This window comes from Actinomadura miaoliensis (assembly GCF_039536785.1).
Lineage (GTDB): Bacteria > Actinomycetota > Actinomycetes > Streptosporangiales > Streptosporangiaceae > Spirillospora > Spirillospora miaoliensis.
The window spans coordinates 263,044-276,700 of sequence record NZ_BAAAZG010000006.1 but is presented as its reverse complement, the minus strand read 5'-3'; the positions used below and the strand labels follow the sequence as shown (position 1 = coordinate 276,700).

Here is a 13,657-nt window from a genome sequence, read left to right as displayed (position 1 = left end):
CCCGTGAACACCCGTGCATGATCTGCCGTTGCCGCCCGCCGGCCGGCACACGGATGTGTTCACGCAGCACTCCGGCATGTCCTTTTGATGATCATCCGGGTATCCGGGGACGACAGTTGGCCGCACACTTCGCGCGACGGCCCGCGAGACCGCGCAGCATTTCGCGGAGCACGGTCATCGCGGGCCGGATATGGCCTTCCCCCCCCGGCGCGCACCGATCAGCCCGAATTCCGGTCCGACGGCCGGACGGGCGCGGCCCGGAGGCCGGGTTCAGGAGGCGAATTCGCAGGAGTCGGCGGTCCAGCCGGGGACGCGGTCGCTGAGGGTGAGGCCGAGGCCGGGGCGGTCCGGCACGATCATGCGGCCGTCACGGATCTCCAGCCGTTCGTTGAACAGCGGTTCCAGCCATTCGAAGTGCTCGACCCACGGCTCCTGCGGGTAGGCGGCGGCCAGGTGCAGGTGGATCTCCATCGCGAAGTGCGGGGCGAGCTGCAGACGGTGGTGGTCGGCCAGCGCGGCCAGGCGCAGGAACGGGGTGATGCCGCCGATGCGGGGCGCGTCGGGCTGGATGATGTCGGCGGCGCCGGCGCGGATCAGCTCGGCGTGCTCGGCGACGCTGGTGAGCATCTCGCCGGTGGCGATCGGGGTGTCCAGGGACGCGGCGAGCGCGGCGTGACCGGCGTGGTCGTAGGCGTCCAGCGGCTCCTCGATCCAGGTCAGCGCGTACTCCTCCAGGGCCCGGCCGAGGCGCTGCGCGGTGGGCCGGTCCCACTGCTGGTTGGCGTCCACCATGAGCGGGACGTCCTCGCCGAGCTTGTCGCGGACGGCCTTCACCCGGGCCAGGTCCACCCGGGCGTCGGGATGACCGAACTTGATCTTGATGCCGCCGATGCCGCGTCCGACCGCGGCGGTCGCGTTGGCGAGGACCTCGTCCAGCGAGGCGTGCAGGAACCCGCCGGAGGTGTTGTAGCAGCGCACCGAGTCGCGGTAGGCGCCCAGCAGCTTGGCCAGCGGCAGCCCGGCGCGCCTGGCCTTCAGGTCCCACAGCGCGATGTCCAGGGCGGCGATCGCCTGGGTGGACAGTCCGCTGCGCCCGACCGACGCGCCGGCCCAGACCAGCTTCTCCCACAGCCGGGCGATGTCGCTGGGGTCCTCGCCGAGCAGCTCGGCGGCGATCTCCCTGGCGTGCGCGTACTGGCCGCGGCCACCGGCCCGCTTGGAGTAGCCGAAGCCGAGCCCGTGCAGCCCGTCCGCGGTGTCGATCTCGGCGAACAGCAGGGCCACCTCCGTCATCGGCTTCTGCCGTCCGGTCAGCACCTTGGCGTCGCTGATCGGGGTGTCCAGCGGCAGCAGGACCGAGGACAGGCGGACCCGGACGATGCGGTCGGTCGTCGTCATCGCAGCTCCTTGTCGGGGTGGTCGACACCGGGGGTCTAGTGCACGGCCGTCAGCCACAGGTGCGCGGCCAGGCCGAGGCCGGCGAGGGCGATCGCGACGCGCAGCGGCCGCTCCGGCAGCCGCCGGACGAGCGCGGGACCGGTCCAGCTGCCGGCCAGCGCGCCGCAGGCGAGCACGGCGGCGGCGGTCCAGTCGACCGGGGCCCAGAAGGCGTAGCCGATCGCCGCGACGAGGTTGGCGCCGCCGGTGGCGAGGTTCTTCACCGCGTTGGTCACCGCGAGCGGCTCGGTCGCCGACACCGACAGCACGGCCAGCATCAGCACGCCCGCCGCGGCACCGAAGTACCCGGCGTACAGGCCGATCAGCACGACGGCCACCGTCAGCGGCGCGCCGCGCGGGGCGGTGCCGGCGGCCATGGCGCGCCGGTCGGCGAGTGCGCGCAGCCGGTCGCGGGCCAGCAGCAGCACCGAGCCGAGGGCGATCAGCCAGGGCACGACGAGTTCGAAGACGCCGTCCGGCGTGCTCAGCAGCAGCGCGGCGCCGAGGGTTCCGCCCACGGCGGCGAGCGCGACCAGTCTGACGGTGCGGCGCCGCTGACCGCGCAGTTCGGCGCGCGACCCGGCGGCGGCGCCGACCGTGGTGGAGAACAGCGCCACGGTGTTGGTGACGTTGGCCGCCACCGGCGGCAGCCCGACGGCGAGCAGCGCGGGGTAGCTGAACAGCGACGCCAGGCCCGCGACCGACCCGGCCAGGCCGGACGCGACGCCGGCGAGCAGCAGCAACGCCGTGGCGCCGGCCCCCACCGCCTCCGTCCCCGCCTCAGATGCCGGCGGCCAGGTCGGCGGCGGACGGGTCGACCGGGGCCATCCGCTCGATGGCCAGCCGGGTGCGCTCCATCGCGGCCAGGATCTCCCGCCTGCGGTCCTCGTCGAGCCCGGCGATCGGCACCGAGCAGCTGATCGCGTCGGTGGCCGGGCTGGTGTAGCGCAGCGCGAGGCCGAAGCAGGTGATCCCGGCGTAGTTCTCCTCGTTGTCGACCGCGTGCCCGCGCCGCCGGGTCAGTTCCAGGTCGCGCAGCAGCGCGTCGTGGTCGGTCAGCGTGTGGGGGGTGAGCGGGGTGAGCTCGCGGGGGACGTGCGGGTCCACCCCGGCGCCGGGGGCGGTGGCGTCGAGACGTTCGGCCAGCAGGGCCTTGCCCATCGCGGTGCTGTAGGCGGGCAGGCGGCGGCCGACCCGGCTGAACGGGCGGATGTAGCGGTGCGACTCCCTGGTCGCCAGGTAGACGATGTCGGTGCGGTCGAGACGGCCGAAGTGGATCGTCTCGTCCAGCTCGGCGCTCAGGTCGGTGATGTGCGGCTGGACGATCCGCAGGTAGGGGTCGGTGTCCAGGTAGGTGGTGCCGGCCAGCAGCGCGCGGATGCCGATGCTGTAGAGCGTCCCGGACGGGTCGCTGCGCACCCAGCCGTGCTCGACCAGCGTGCGGATCAGCGCGTACACGCTGCTGCGCGGCGCGCCGAGCGCCTCGCTCAGCTCGCGCAGGCGGGCCGGGCGGTTCTGCCGCGACGCCAGCAGCTCCAGCAGCTCGACGGTGCGCGCCGCGGACTTCACGCCCCGCACGCCGCCGGTCTGCGCCGCCTTGGCGGTCGCGCCGTCGGCCGCGTCGCCGCTTCCGCCGGAGAAGGCCGGTCCGTCGGAGGAGGGTCGGCTCATCACACCCCGTTCACGTCCGCTGGCGGAAAGATCCGATTGATCATTGACAACATACCAGAAGGGGAGCCAAAGTGTTCGCCACGCGTTCGTTCGTCTACATATGGAGACGGCTTGACTGAAACGTATATGGACGAGGCGCAGCGGACGGAACGGGTCGCCACGGTCGTGGAGCGGCTGCGCCGCGGCATGGACACGGCGGTCCTGTCGTTTCCGCTCACCGCGTTCGACGCCGACGGCCGGCTCGCCCCGGACGCCTACCGCGCCTACGTGCGCGGCCAGGTGGCGGCGCGTCCCGGCGCGCTGTTCCCCTGCTGCGGCACCGGCGAGTTCTTCTCCCTGTCCGAGCCGGAGTACGAGACGTGCGTCGCGATCGCCGTCGAGGAGGCGGACGGCGCGCTGCCGGTGGTGGCGGGCGCCGGGTACGGCTGGGCGCAGGCCGCCCGCTTCGCCGCCCACGCCGAACGCGCCGGCGCCGACGCCCTGCTGCTGATGCCGCCGTACCTCACCGAGGCGCCGCAGCACGGGATCGTCGAGCACGTCCGGCGCGTCGCCGCGAGCACCGACCTGCCGATCATCGTGTACCAGCGCGCGCAGGTGCGGATCGCGGCGTCCAGCGTCCCGGACCTGGCCGCGATCCCGAACGTGATCGGCCTCAAGGACGGCCACTGCGACCTGGACCGGCTGCAGCGGGTACGGCTCGTCGCGCCGCCGGAATGGCTGTTCTTCAACGGCGCCGCCACCGCCGAGATGCAGGCGCGGGCGTACCGCGCGATCGGCGTACCGGCCTACTCCTCGGCCGTCCACGCCTTCGCCCCCGAGATCTCGCAGACGTTCTTCGCCGCGCTGCGCGCCGACGACCGGGCGCGGGTGGACGAGCTGCTGCGGGAGTTCTACCTGCCGTTCGTCGAGCTGCGCGACCGGGGCACCGGGTACGCCGTCTCCCTGGTCAAGGCCGCGGCCCGGCTGCGCGGCATCGACGTCGGGCCGGTGCGGGCGCCGCTCGCCGACCCCGAACCGGCGCACCTGGAGGCGCTGGACGCGCTGCTGGACAGGGGCCTGGACCTCGTGGGCGCCACCCGCTGAGCCGCTCCCTTCCCACCCCCGCCGAGGAACCCGCGAAGGAGACCGCGATGTCCCGCCCGGTGCCGAAGATCGTCAGGGCGACGGTCACCCCGATCCTGATCTCCGATCCGCCCCTGCTGAACGTGCTCGGCGTGCACCAGCCGTACACCCCGCGGTGCGTCGTCGAGCTGGAGACCGACACCGGTGTCACCGGTGTCGGCGAGACCTACGGTGACACCGGCTATCTCGCCGCGGCCCGCTCCCTGGCCGCCGCCGTGACCGGTCGGCCGCTCACCGCCCTCAACGGCCTGCTCGACCTGGCCTACGAGGCGGCCGGGCTGACCGGCGACACCCCCGAGACGGGCGCGGAGTTCGACCCCGCCGGGCTGCGCGGCCGCCGCACCAACGAGAAGCTGATGCGCAGCGTCGTGTCGGCATTCGAGGTGGCGAGCCTGGACGCGCTCGGCAAGACCGTCGACCTGCCGGTGCACGCCCTGCTCGGCGGCAAGGTCCGCGACCGCGTCGACTACAGCGGCTACCTGTTCTACCGCTGGGCCGAGCACCCGGCGGCGGACGCCCCGGCCGCCGGCCTTCCGCACGACGACTGGGGCGCCGCCCTCGACCCGGACGGCATCGTCCGACAGGCGCGGCGCTTCGCCGACCGGTACGGGTTCCGCTCGTTCAAGCTCAAGGGCGGCGTGTTCGAGCCCGCCCAGGAGATCGAGGCGATCAGGGCGCTGGCCAAGGCGTTCCCCGGGCACCCGCTGCGCCTGGACCCCAACGGCGGCTGGTCGGTCGACACCAGTGTGCGCGTCGCCGAGGAACTGGGCGACCTGCTGGAGTACATGGAGGACCCCACCACCGGCGTCGACGGCATGGCCGCCGTCCACGCCCGCACCGGGGCGCTGATGGCGACGAACATGTGCGTCACCACGTTCGGCGAGATTCGCGAGGCGTTCGCCAGGAACGCCGTCCAGGTGGTGCTGTCCGACCACCACTACTGGGGCGGCCTGCACGCCACCCGCGAGCTGGCGGCCGTGTGCCGGGTCCACGACGTCGCCCTGTCCATGCACTCCAACACCCATCTCGGCATCAGCCTGGCCGCGATGACGCACGTCGCCGCCGTGGTGCCGAACCTCACCTACGCCTGCGACAGCCACCGCCCCTGGCAGACCGAGGACGTGATCACCGAGCCGCACGTCTTCACCGGCGGCGCGCTGACCGTCCCCGACACCCCCGGCCTCGGCGTCGAGCTGGACCGCGACGCGCTGGCCGCGCTGCACGAGCGCTGGCTGCGGCTGCCGGAGTTCCGCGACCGCGACGACGTGGCCGCGATGCGCCGGGCCGACCCCTCGTGGTCCCAGCCACCCCTGCCCCGCTGGTGAACCAGGAATCGGAGATGAACATGTCGACGAGGAGACCACGCGGCCGCGTCGCGACCGCCCCGACCGCCCTCCCCCGCCGCCGCTTCCTCGCCGCCGGGGCCGCGCTGGCCCTGGCCGTGACCGCGCTGCCCGCCTGCTCGGTGGAGGGCGGCGGATCGTCCGGCGGCGACGGCGGGGACTACCCCAGCCGCGCGGTGGAGTTCACCGTGCCGACCGAGCCCGGCGGCAGCACCGACACGATCACGCGGGCGCTGGCCAAGAGCATCGAGAAGCCGCTCGGCGCGCAGGCCGTCGTGGTCAACAAGCCGGGCGCCAACGGCAAGATCGCCGGCAAGGACGTCTTCTCCGGCAAGCCCGACGGCTACCGGGTCGCGGTGATGCCGCAGTCGCTGTTCGCGATCGGCCCGCTGATGGTCAAGGACCCCGACGCGGTGAAGCTGGAGGACATGACCTTCGTCAAGGGCCTGACCGTCGAGGACTTCGTCCTGGTCGTGCCCAAGGACTCCAAGGCCAGGACCCTCAAGGACCTGGTGGAGTCGGGCGACGTCCGCTACGGCACCACGGGCGCCGGAACGGGCAGCCAGCTCGCGCAGGCCCTGCTGTTCGGCCTCGCCAAGGTGCGCGCCACCGCGGTGCCGTTCGACGGCGGCGCCCCGCTGGCGTCCGCGCTGCTGGGACGCAAGGTGGACGCCGGAGCGCTGCACCCCGCCGACGCCGTCAAGCACATCGAGGCGGGCAACCTGCGGCCGCTGGCGGTGTTCGGGAGCCGGCGCTCGCAGGCGCTGCCGGACGTGCCCACCGCCACCGAGTCCGGTTACAAGATCGTCGTCGACCAGCGCCGGTTCGTCGCCGCCCCCGCCGGGCTGCCCGCCGCCGTGCGCGACAAGCTGGCCGAGGCGATCGACAGGGCCGTGGCCTCCCCCGAGTACGGCCAGGTCCTGCAGCGCAACCACATCGGCCGCTGGGACGCGGGCGGCGACGAGGTCGGCAGGCAGCTCACCAAGAGCCGCGACGACTTCGCCGCGATGACCAAGACCCTCGGCATCGACCTCACGGGCCAGAGATGAGCACGCACGGCCGGCCGCCCGCCGGAGGCCCGGCCACCGCCCCGTCCTCGCCGAGCGCGCCGGACACGGCACCGGACGGGGACGGGGCGGCGCCGGTGAGCGCGTCGTACGCGCGGCGGCAGAACATCGTCGCGGCACTGGTGCCGCTGGTGTTCGGGCTGGTCATGGCGGTGCTGTCCTGGCGGCTCGGGGTCGGCGACCTGGCCGACCCCGGCCCCGGGCTCTGGCCGCTGATCGTCAGCGTGGCCCTGGTGGTGCTCGCCGCGGCGCTGGTCCTGCGGTCGCGGCCGACCGGCGCGGAGGAGCGGTTCACCGGCGACGCGGTGCTGGTCGCCGCCGGCGCGGCCTCGCTCGCCGGCTACGCGCTGCTGTTCGAACGGGTCGGCTTCGAGATCCCCACCGTCGCGCTGCTGGTGCTGTGGCTGCGCGTGCTCGGACGCGAGTCGTGGCGGATCACCGTCGCCGTCTCGCTCGCCACCACCGCGGCCGCCTACCTGCTGTTCATCACGGCGCTCGGGGTGTCGCTGCCCCACCTGGTGCACATGTAGAGGACGCCCACCATGGACTACTTCTCCCCCGTGCTCGACGGCTTCGGGGTCGTCTTCCAGCCCGCGAACCTGCTCTACTGCCTGCTGGGCGTCACCCTCGGCATGGTCATCGGCGTGCTGCCCGGCCTGGGCCCGGCCGCCACGATCGCCGTGCTGCTGCCCGTCACCTACGGCATCGAGCCCACCGCGGCGATCATCATGCTGGCCGGGATCTTCTACGGCGCGCAGTACGGCGGGACGATCACCTCGGTGCTGCTGCGGCTGCCCGGCGAGGCGTCCAGCGTGGTCACCGCGATCGACGGCCACGAGATGGCCCGGCGCGGCCGCGCCGGGGCGGCGCTGGGCATCTCGGCGATCGGGTCCTTCGTCGGCGGGACGATCGCGATCGTCGCGCTGACCCTCGTCACGCCGCTGGTGGCCCGGTTCGCGGTGGACTTCGGCCCGGCCGAGTACACCATGCTGGCGCTGCTCGGCATCCTCATGGTGACCACCCTGGGCAGCGGGTCCGTGCCACGCAGCCTGCTGATGGCCGCGCTGGGCCTGCTGCTGGCGACCGTCGGCCAGGACCCGCTGGTCGGCACCGCCCGCCTGACGTTCGGCAGCGACGGGCTGCTCGACGGCATCGACTTCGTGATCGTCGCCATGGGCCTGTTCGGGGTCGGCGAGCTGCTCTACAACCTGGAGTCGCTGCGCCGTCCGGGTCCCCCCGCCGCGAAGGTCGGATCGGTGTACCCGTCGCGCGCGGACCTGCGCGCGTCCCGGGGCGCCATCTCGCGCGGCTCGGTCATCGGGTTCGTCCTGGGCATCCTGCCCGGCGGCGGGGCGACGATGTCGTCGATGGCGGCGTACGCGGTGGAGAAGAAGGCCGCCCGGCGTCCCGAGGAGTTCGGCAAGGGCGCCATCCAGGGCGTCGCCGGGCCGGAGACCGCCAACAACGCCGCCGCCACGTCCTCGTTCATCCCGCTGCTGTCGCTGGGCATCCCGGCGAACGCCACGATGGCCGTCATGTTCGGCGCGCTCATGCTGCAGGGCATCACGCCGGGGCCGCTGCTGGTGGACGAACGGCCCGACCTGGTGTGGGGCGTCGTCAACTCCATGTACGTCGGCAACCTGCTGCTGCTGGCGATGAGCCTGCCGCTCATCGGGATCTTCGTGCGGATCCTGCGGGTACGGGCGGCGATCCTGGCCCCGGTGACGGTCCTGATCACGATGCTGGGCGTCTACACCGTCCGCAACAACGTGTTCGACATGTTCCTGGTGACGGGCCTCGGCGTGCTGGGCTACCTGATGAAGAAGGTCGGCTTCGAACCCGGCCCGCTGGTGCTGGCGTTCGTGCTCGGCGGCATCCTGGAACCGGCCTTCCGCCGCGCGCTGCGCACCTTCGAGGGCGACCTCACCGGCTTCCTCACCGAACCCATCGCCGCCACCCTGCTCGGCGCGATCGTCGTCCTCATCCTGGCCCCACCGACCCTCCGCACCCTGACCCGCCGCCGCAAACCCGCCCCAGCCCCCAAAAACCCGGCCCTCACCTGACCACCCGTGAGCCCCCGGCACCCTGCCCCCCGCGGCCGGACGTGTTCAACGAGATTCTCGACGACTTCCTGCGCACCCTGTGACCACGAGCCGGCGGGCCGATGAGTCCCGGCCGTGCGGGGAGTCTGCCTTCACATGACAGTGCTGATGGAAGGTGTCGTCGCGCTCGTCACGCCGGAGGGGACCGCAAGGGTGGTCGCGGACGACCATCCCGACGGGATCTGCCTCGACGCCGAGGGCGCCGTCTGGTACGCCGACGTGGGCAACCGCCACTGCGTGCGGATGCGGGAGGGCGGCGAGGTGCTCGGGACGGTCGAGCTGGATCGCGGTGCGTTCGCCTGCGCGCTCAGCCGTGGCGGCGACCCGCGGCTGTACGTCGTCGGCCAGCGGTTCGGTGAGGGCGAGGCCGCGGGACCGACGGGGCAGGTCGTCGCGTTCCCGGCCCCCGTCCCCGGCGCCGGCAGGCCGTAAGCCGTACCGGTTTCTGACATCCTTTGCCGTATGTCCCTGTCGCATCTGCCCGACTCGGCGCATCCGCGGGTGGCCGTCGACCCGGCCGTCCCCGCCGAGGACCGGCGGGCGCTGCGCGAGAACCAGGACCTGCTGACACCGGCCACGAGCCCCATGCCCGGCCGGTTGCACGTGCTGACCGGCGGTCCCGTCGTCCGTCTCGTCCGCAGGCTCCACGGCCGCTACATCGTGGCGGCCGACCTCGATCCGGACGCGAAGATCCTGCTGTGCAGGGCGCAGGAGGCGATCGACACGGTGCTGGAGTCCGAGGTGAACAAGGCCGGGCTGCTCGACGGCATGGACAACGCACTCACCCTTCCCGCCGAGGAGTGGGAGATCGCCCAGACGCTCATGACCCACTCCCGGATGCGGGAGGAACAGCGGCGGCTCCGCGCGTCCGGTCTGACACCGCTGGAGAAGTCCCGGTTCGCCCCGCAGCGCGACGCCCTGCGCCGTTCCGTGGCGGCGGTGACCGAGCGGATCGAGGCCCTGGAGGAGTACGCCGCGCGTACGGCGGCGGCCGACGCCGTCTACCGGAGGCAGCGGCGCCGGACGCTGCCGCCGCCCGACAACAGCGCGGAGATCCTCGAACTGGAACGGCGCAACGAGGCCTACGAGGAACTCCACGCCCGCACCGTCGCGCACGAGCTGGCGGCCGAACGGATCGAGGAGCTGGCCGAGGACGCCTCGGAGATCGAGTCCGCCCTGCGCCAGGCCACCGACGCGGCCCGGCGCGTCGGTGACACGTCCACGTCCTGACCGTCCACCGTGGGCGCCTCCGGGCCCGGCCGGTGCCGCGGTGTTCCTCGCCGTCAGGCCGGCGGCCAGTTGCGGAGCACGCTGTCGAGGGCGTCCAGGATCCTGGACCAGGAGGCCTCCACGTCCCGTGCGTGGTGCCGGAACCCGCCCGCGGTCTCCAGGCTGACATAGCCGTGGAACATGCCGCCCAGCATCCGTACCGCGTCGGTCTGGTCGGGCTCTGACAGCCCGTAGCCGCGCAGGATCGCCCGCGTCATCTGCGCGTGCCGTCCCGCCGCGCTCCTGGCCGCGGTCTCGGGGTCCAGCTTCATCTGCGCCGCGGCGTACCTGCCCGGATGCCGTTTGGCGTAGTCGCGGTACGCGCCGGCGAAGGCCACCAGCGCGTCCTTGCCCGCACGTCCCGCCAGCGCGGCGGCGACCAGGTCGGCGAGCTCGGCCAACGCCAGCAGCGCCACCTGTGTCCGCAGGTCGTGGGCGTTCTTGATGTGCGAGTAGAGGCTGGCCTCCTTGACGCCGAACCGGCGCGCCAGCGCCGCGACGGTCACGTTCTCGAAGCCGACCTCGTCGGCCAGGTCCGCCCCCGCGCGAGCCAGGCGCTCCACGGTCACCCCGGCACGTGCCATAGGCCCCATCCCGCCTTCCTATGGAATTAAATCGTTTGCCTAAGTCTATTAGGCAAACTAGCCTCGCCGCCCATGGAACCACTCACCGAACACGACATCCGCACGTCGTTCGTCAACTGCTCCAAGGGGGAGGCCAAGCGCCTGGGCCTGCCCAAGGACTTCGCCGACCTGCCCTGGGACGACCTTGACTTCCTGGGGTGGCGAGATCCGGGCGCACCCGAACGCGCCTACCTGGTCGCCCCGCGGAACGGCCGCCTCCTGGGGATCTCCCTGCGCGTAACCTCCAGCTCGTCGCGCGGCTTCACCTCGCGCAGCATGTGCTCGGTGTGCCTGACCACGCGTACCGCCGGCGGGGTGGCGCTGATGACGGCGCGCCGCACCGGCGACGCCGGCCGCCAGGGCAACTCGGTCGGGCAGTACCTGTGCGGCGATCTCGACTGCTCGCTCTACGTCCGCGGCAAGAAGGAGTCCGTCGCGCGCGGGGGGCTCAGCGAGTCGCTCACCCTGGACGAGAAGTTGGCACGCGTCCAGGCCAACCTGGACGCGTTCATCGAGAAGGTGGTCCGGTGATCACTCGCAGCGGTCTTTCGCCGGGTGCTCATGGCGCGGCCTGGACGAAGGTCCTGTAGTTGGGCCGGGCCGGGTGCGCGAGGGCCAGCGGTCCGGCGGCCATCGCGCGGACGAGCGTCTCGGTGACCCGGGTGACGAACCGGCGCCCCTCCTCGGTGATCCCGTGTCCGCAGGCGGGGCCGCGCATGGCGCAGACCCAGCGCATCGTGCCGGTGGCGAACACGCCCGCGCCTCTTCCGGCGGTGTAGTACGAGGCGTGCGCGACGGCCGGACGATCGCCGCAGGTGATCCGGGAATGCGCGACGATCTCCAACGTGGCCGGTGTGGGCCCGTCGCGGTTCACCGCGTCCGCCTCCGGGCCGATGACGCCGGGGAAGCGCGTGCCCGCGCGGACGCCGGTGCCGCGGAACAGCCAGAAGTCGGGGCGGTGCACGGTGAAGGGCCCCTCGGCCGGGAAGCAGACGTACTGGATGCCGATGATGTCGCTTTCCGGGCGCGGCATCGGCGGCAGCCGCCAGTCCTGGGTTGACTCGGCCGGGTCGGTGCGCGACACCGGATCGGCCGCGGCGTCCTTGTAGCAGACCACCAGGCGGTCGGCGCCCAGCCGCGTCGGGGCGAACCGGATGTGCCGGTTGACGGCGTTGGCGCCGAGGAAGGCGATGTTGACGCCCCGGTCGCGGGCCTGCGTGGCGTGGCGACGCATGGCGGACGACCAGTACTCGTCGTGCCCGAGGGTGAGCAGGCCGCGCGCCCCGTCCAGCAGGCGGGGGTCGGCGTGCAGGTCGTTGTCGGTCGCGTACGCCAGGGGCACGCCCAGCTTCTCGGCCAGGGCGATGGCGGGCTGTTCGTAGGCCATGAACTTGCCCGCGCCGTTGCCGTCGTAGGGCCGGTCGAAGCTGACGGCGGTGGCCCGGTCGGCCATCCCGCCGGACGGCCCCTTGTAGAGATCGTGGCCGCCCCACATGTTGTAGGCCTGCCAGGTCGTGGTCGCGTTCAGCACGACGACGCGTCCCCGGGCGGCGGGCGACCGGACGGTCACCGGCACGTACCGTTGCGCGCCCGAGACGGCCGTCAGCCTGATCAGGTAGCTGCCCTCGGGCCATCCGGCGGTGGAGACGGTCAGCGACGGCCGCCACGGCGCCGTCACCGTCCGCGTGGTCGCGTCGACCTGGGCGGGCGCCTGCCGCACGCCCGGGTTGCGACCGGACCGCCACACCCTGCGCGCCTGCGCACCGCCGTACCAGCCCATGCGGAACGCCTCGGCGGTGAAGCCGGGCGTGGTGGTGGAGACGAACAGCCGGAAGGACTCGCCCGGCAGCACGCTCACGTGGTCGGCGTAGCCCTCGATCTCGTGCTCGGCCCCCTTGCGCCGCACCCGCCAGTCCGCCGTTCCCGTCCTGCCGTTCTCGGCGTCCGCGCTCGTCCCGAGCGCTCCCCGGGGGTCGGCTCGTTCGCCGGACGGCGTGCACGCCCCGGTCACCACCACGATCAGCGGAACAAGCGCCGCCGCGACCGGCCGCCGAATGCCCCCCGCCACGACACCCCCACGACAGTTCGCCCTTTTCGCCCTTATCGCGCCAATCCCCTCATCGCCGGGCTAGAAGCCAAAGCACCGGCCAAACCTGATCAAACCGCCCGTCTCATCGGAGAAAGCGCCGGAGCCGAGAGCAAAGCCGCTTGGCGCGGTGTCCGCTCGGGGGCGGATCATGGGGCGGGATGGATGAGCGAGCGGTTGAGGGTCTGTACGCGGCCTTCGAGGACGTGCCACGGCCGAGGGTCGTGGCGGGGTGTCCGTGTTGCGTCGAGCCGGACGAGGACAGGGCGCTGCTCGCACGGCCGTTGCGGGAGCTCGGCGTCGACGATCTGGGCAGGTACGCCGCCAAGGCGATGACCACCTGGGGGACGGACGAGGATTTCCGCTACTTCGCGCCCCGACTGCTCGAACTGGCCGCCGACGACGCCTTCGGCTGGCCCAGCGTGGAGATCGTCTTCGGCAAGCTCGGCATGGTCCCGTGGGGGCAGTGGCCGCAGCGTGAGGCCCTCGAACGTTTCCTGGCCGCGTTCTGGTCGCGGACGTTGACGCGCCACCCGGCCCATCCGGACGCCGGTACGGCGTTGTGCGCGCTGTCCCTGGCCGTCTGCGACGTCACCCCCTACCTGGACGAGTGGGAGCGGCTCGACACCGGCGCGGCCATCCGGCATCTGCGCGACTTCGCCACCGAGGGACTGATCCGGCGGCGCGGCAAGTGGGTGCGGTTGCGCAACGCGCACTGGGACACCGGCGGCCGGCCGCATCGCCAGGCCATCGCGTGGTTCACCGAAGGCCCGGCACTGCGCGCCGTGCACGCGGCCTTCGAGCGGACCGACGACGAGCCGACGCTCGAACTGCTCCTGGAGATCGAGCAGTCGCTGTCGACGCCGGGCGGCTGAACGACTCGGGCCGCGGTGGACCAGGGGCCCGCCCGCGGAGCGCGGACGGGCCCCGATCGCGA

14 protein-coding genes are annotated in these 13,657 nt (G+C 72.9%); 9 read left to right on the top strand and 5 right to left on the bottom strand.

Annotation, left to right across the window (positions count from 1 at the left end; genetic code table 11):
- Nucleotides 1-270: 270 nt before the first annotated feature.
- Genes ABD811_RS08530 through ABD811_RS08520 form a run of 3 tightly spaced genes read right to left on the bottom strand, consistent with a single transcriptional unit; the run spans nt 271 to nt 3,108 of the window.
- The gene (locus ABD811_RS08530) at nt 271-1,398 is read right to left on the bottom strand and encodes an L-talarate/galactarate dehydratase (RefSeq protein ID WP_344943439.1); all 1,128 of its coding nucleotides are present in this window, start codon (nt 1,396-1,398) and stop codon (nt 271-273) included.
- 35 nt (nt 1,399-1,433) lie between these two features.
- Nucleotides 1,434-2,201 carry a sulfite exporter TauE/SafE family protein gene (locus ABD811_RS08525; protein ID WP_344943436.1) on the bottom strand — a complete coding sequence of 256 codons (768 nt, stop codon included), beginning with the start codon at nt 2,199-2,201 and terminating at the stop codon, nt 1,434-1,436.
- A 16-nt stretch (nt 2,202-2,217) separates the two neighbouring features.
- On the bottom strand, nt 2,218-3,108 hold the full coding sequence (locus ABD811_RS08520; protein ID WP_344943434.1) for an IclR family transcriptional regulator: 891 nt from the start codon (nt 3,106-3,108) through the stop codon (nt 2,218-2,220).
- A 111-nt stretch (nt 3,109-3,219) separates the two neighbouring features.
- Between ABD811_RS08520 and ABD811_RS08515 the strand changes: the two genes are divergently transcribed.
- The 7 genes from ABD811_RS08515 (at nt 3,220) to ABD811_RS08485 (ending at nt 9,972) form a co-directional block, all read left to right on the top strand.
- Nucleotides 3,220-4,191 carry a 5-dehydro-4-deoxyglucarate dehydratase gene (locus ABD811_RS08515; protein ID WP_344943432.1) on the top strand — a complete coding sequence of 324 codons (972 nt, stop codon included), beginning with the start codon at nt 3,220-3,222 and terminating at the stop codon, nt 4,189-4,191.
- Between the two features lie 47 nt (nt 4,192-4,238).
- A complete protein-coding gene (locus ABD811_RS08510) occupies nt 4,239-5,555 on the top strand; it encodes an enolase C-terminal domain-like protein (protein WP_344943429.1) in 1,317 nt (438 codons plus the stop codon).
- A 14-nt stretch (nt 5,556-5,569) separates the two neighbouring features.
- A complete protein-coding gene (locus ABD811_RS08505) occupies nt 5,570-6,622 on the top strand; it encodes a Bug family tripartite tricarboxylate transporter substrate binding protein (RefSeq protein WP_344943427.1) in 1,053 nt (350 codons plus the stop codon).
- On the top strand, nt 6,619-7,170 hold the full coding sequence (locus tag ABD811_RS08500) for a tripartite tricarboxylate transporter TctB family protein (RefSeq protein WP_344943425.1): 552 nt from the start codon (nt 6,619-6,621) through the stop codon (nt 7,168-7,170). The genes ABD811_RS08505 and ABD811_RS08500 overlap by 4 nt, the downstream gene beginning before the upstream one ends.
- Before the next feature lie 12 nt (nt 7,171-7,182).
- The gene (locus tag ABD811_RS08495) at nt 7,183-8,703 is read left to right on the top strand and encodes a tripartite tricarboxylate transporter permease (RefSeq protein WP_344943422.1); all 1,521 of its coding nucleotides are present in this window, start codon (nt 7,183-7,185) and stop codon (nt 8,701-8,703) included.
- 135 nt (nt 8,704-8,838) lie between these two features.
- On the top strand, nt 8,839-9,174 hold the full coding sequence (locus ABD811_RS08490) for an SMP-30/gluconolactonase/LRE family protein (RefSeq protein WP_344943419.1): 336 nt from the start codon (nt 8,839-8,841) through the stop codon (nt 9,172-9,174).
- 30 nt (nt 9,175-9,204) lie between these two features.
- A complete protein-coding gene (locus ABD811_RS08485) occupies nt 9,205-9,972 on the top strand; it encodes a hypothetical protein (RefSeq protein WP_344943416.1) in 768 nt (255 codons plus the stop codon).
- Between the two features lie 53 nt (nt 9,973-10,025).
- On the opposite strand, the gene ABD811_RS08480 is transcribed toward ABD811_RS08485, so the two are convergent.
- Nucleotides 10,026-10,595 carry a TetR/AcrR family transcriptional regulator gene (locus tag ABD811_RS08480; RefSeq protein ID WP_344943413.1) on the bottom strand — a complete coding sequence of 190 codons (570 nt, stop codon included), beginning with the start codon at nt 10,593-10,595 and terminating at the stop codon, nt 10,026-10,028.
- 72 nt (nt 10,596-10,667) lie between these two features.
- Here ABD811_RS08480 and ABD811_RS08475 point away from each other — a divergent pair, with 72 nt between their 5' ends.
- Entirely contained in the window at nt 10,668-11,165 is a 498-nt protein-coding gene (locus ABD811_RS08475) for an FBP domain-containing protein (RefSeq protein WP_344943410.1), read from the top strand.
- A 28-nt stretch (nt 11,166-11,193) separates the two neighbouring features.
- Here the strand turns inward: ABD811_RS08475 and ABD811_RS08470 are convergent, their stop codons facing one another.
- Nucleotides 11,194-12,702 (bottom strand): N,N-dimethylformamidase beta subunit family domain-containing protein, encoded by a 1,509-nt coding sequence (locus ABD811_RS08470; protein WP_344943407.1) that lies wholly within the window; start codon nt 12,700-12,702, stop codon nt 11,194-11,196.
- A gap of 179 nt (nt 12,703-12,881) precedes the next feature.
- Here ABD811_RS08470 and ABD811_RS08465 point away from each other — a divergent pair, with 179 nt between their 5' ends.
- Nucleotides 12,882-13,595, top strand: coding sequence for a hypothetical protein (locus ABD811_RS08465; protein ID WP_344943404.1), 714 nt, complete (start codon nt 12,882-12,884; stop codon nt 13,593-13,595).
- Nucleotides 13,596-13,657 lie beyond the last annotated feature (62 nt).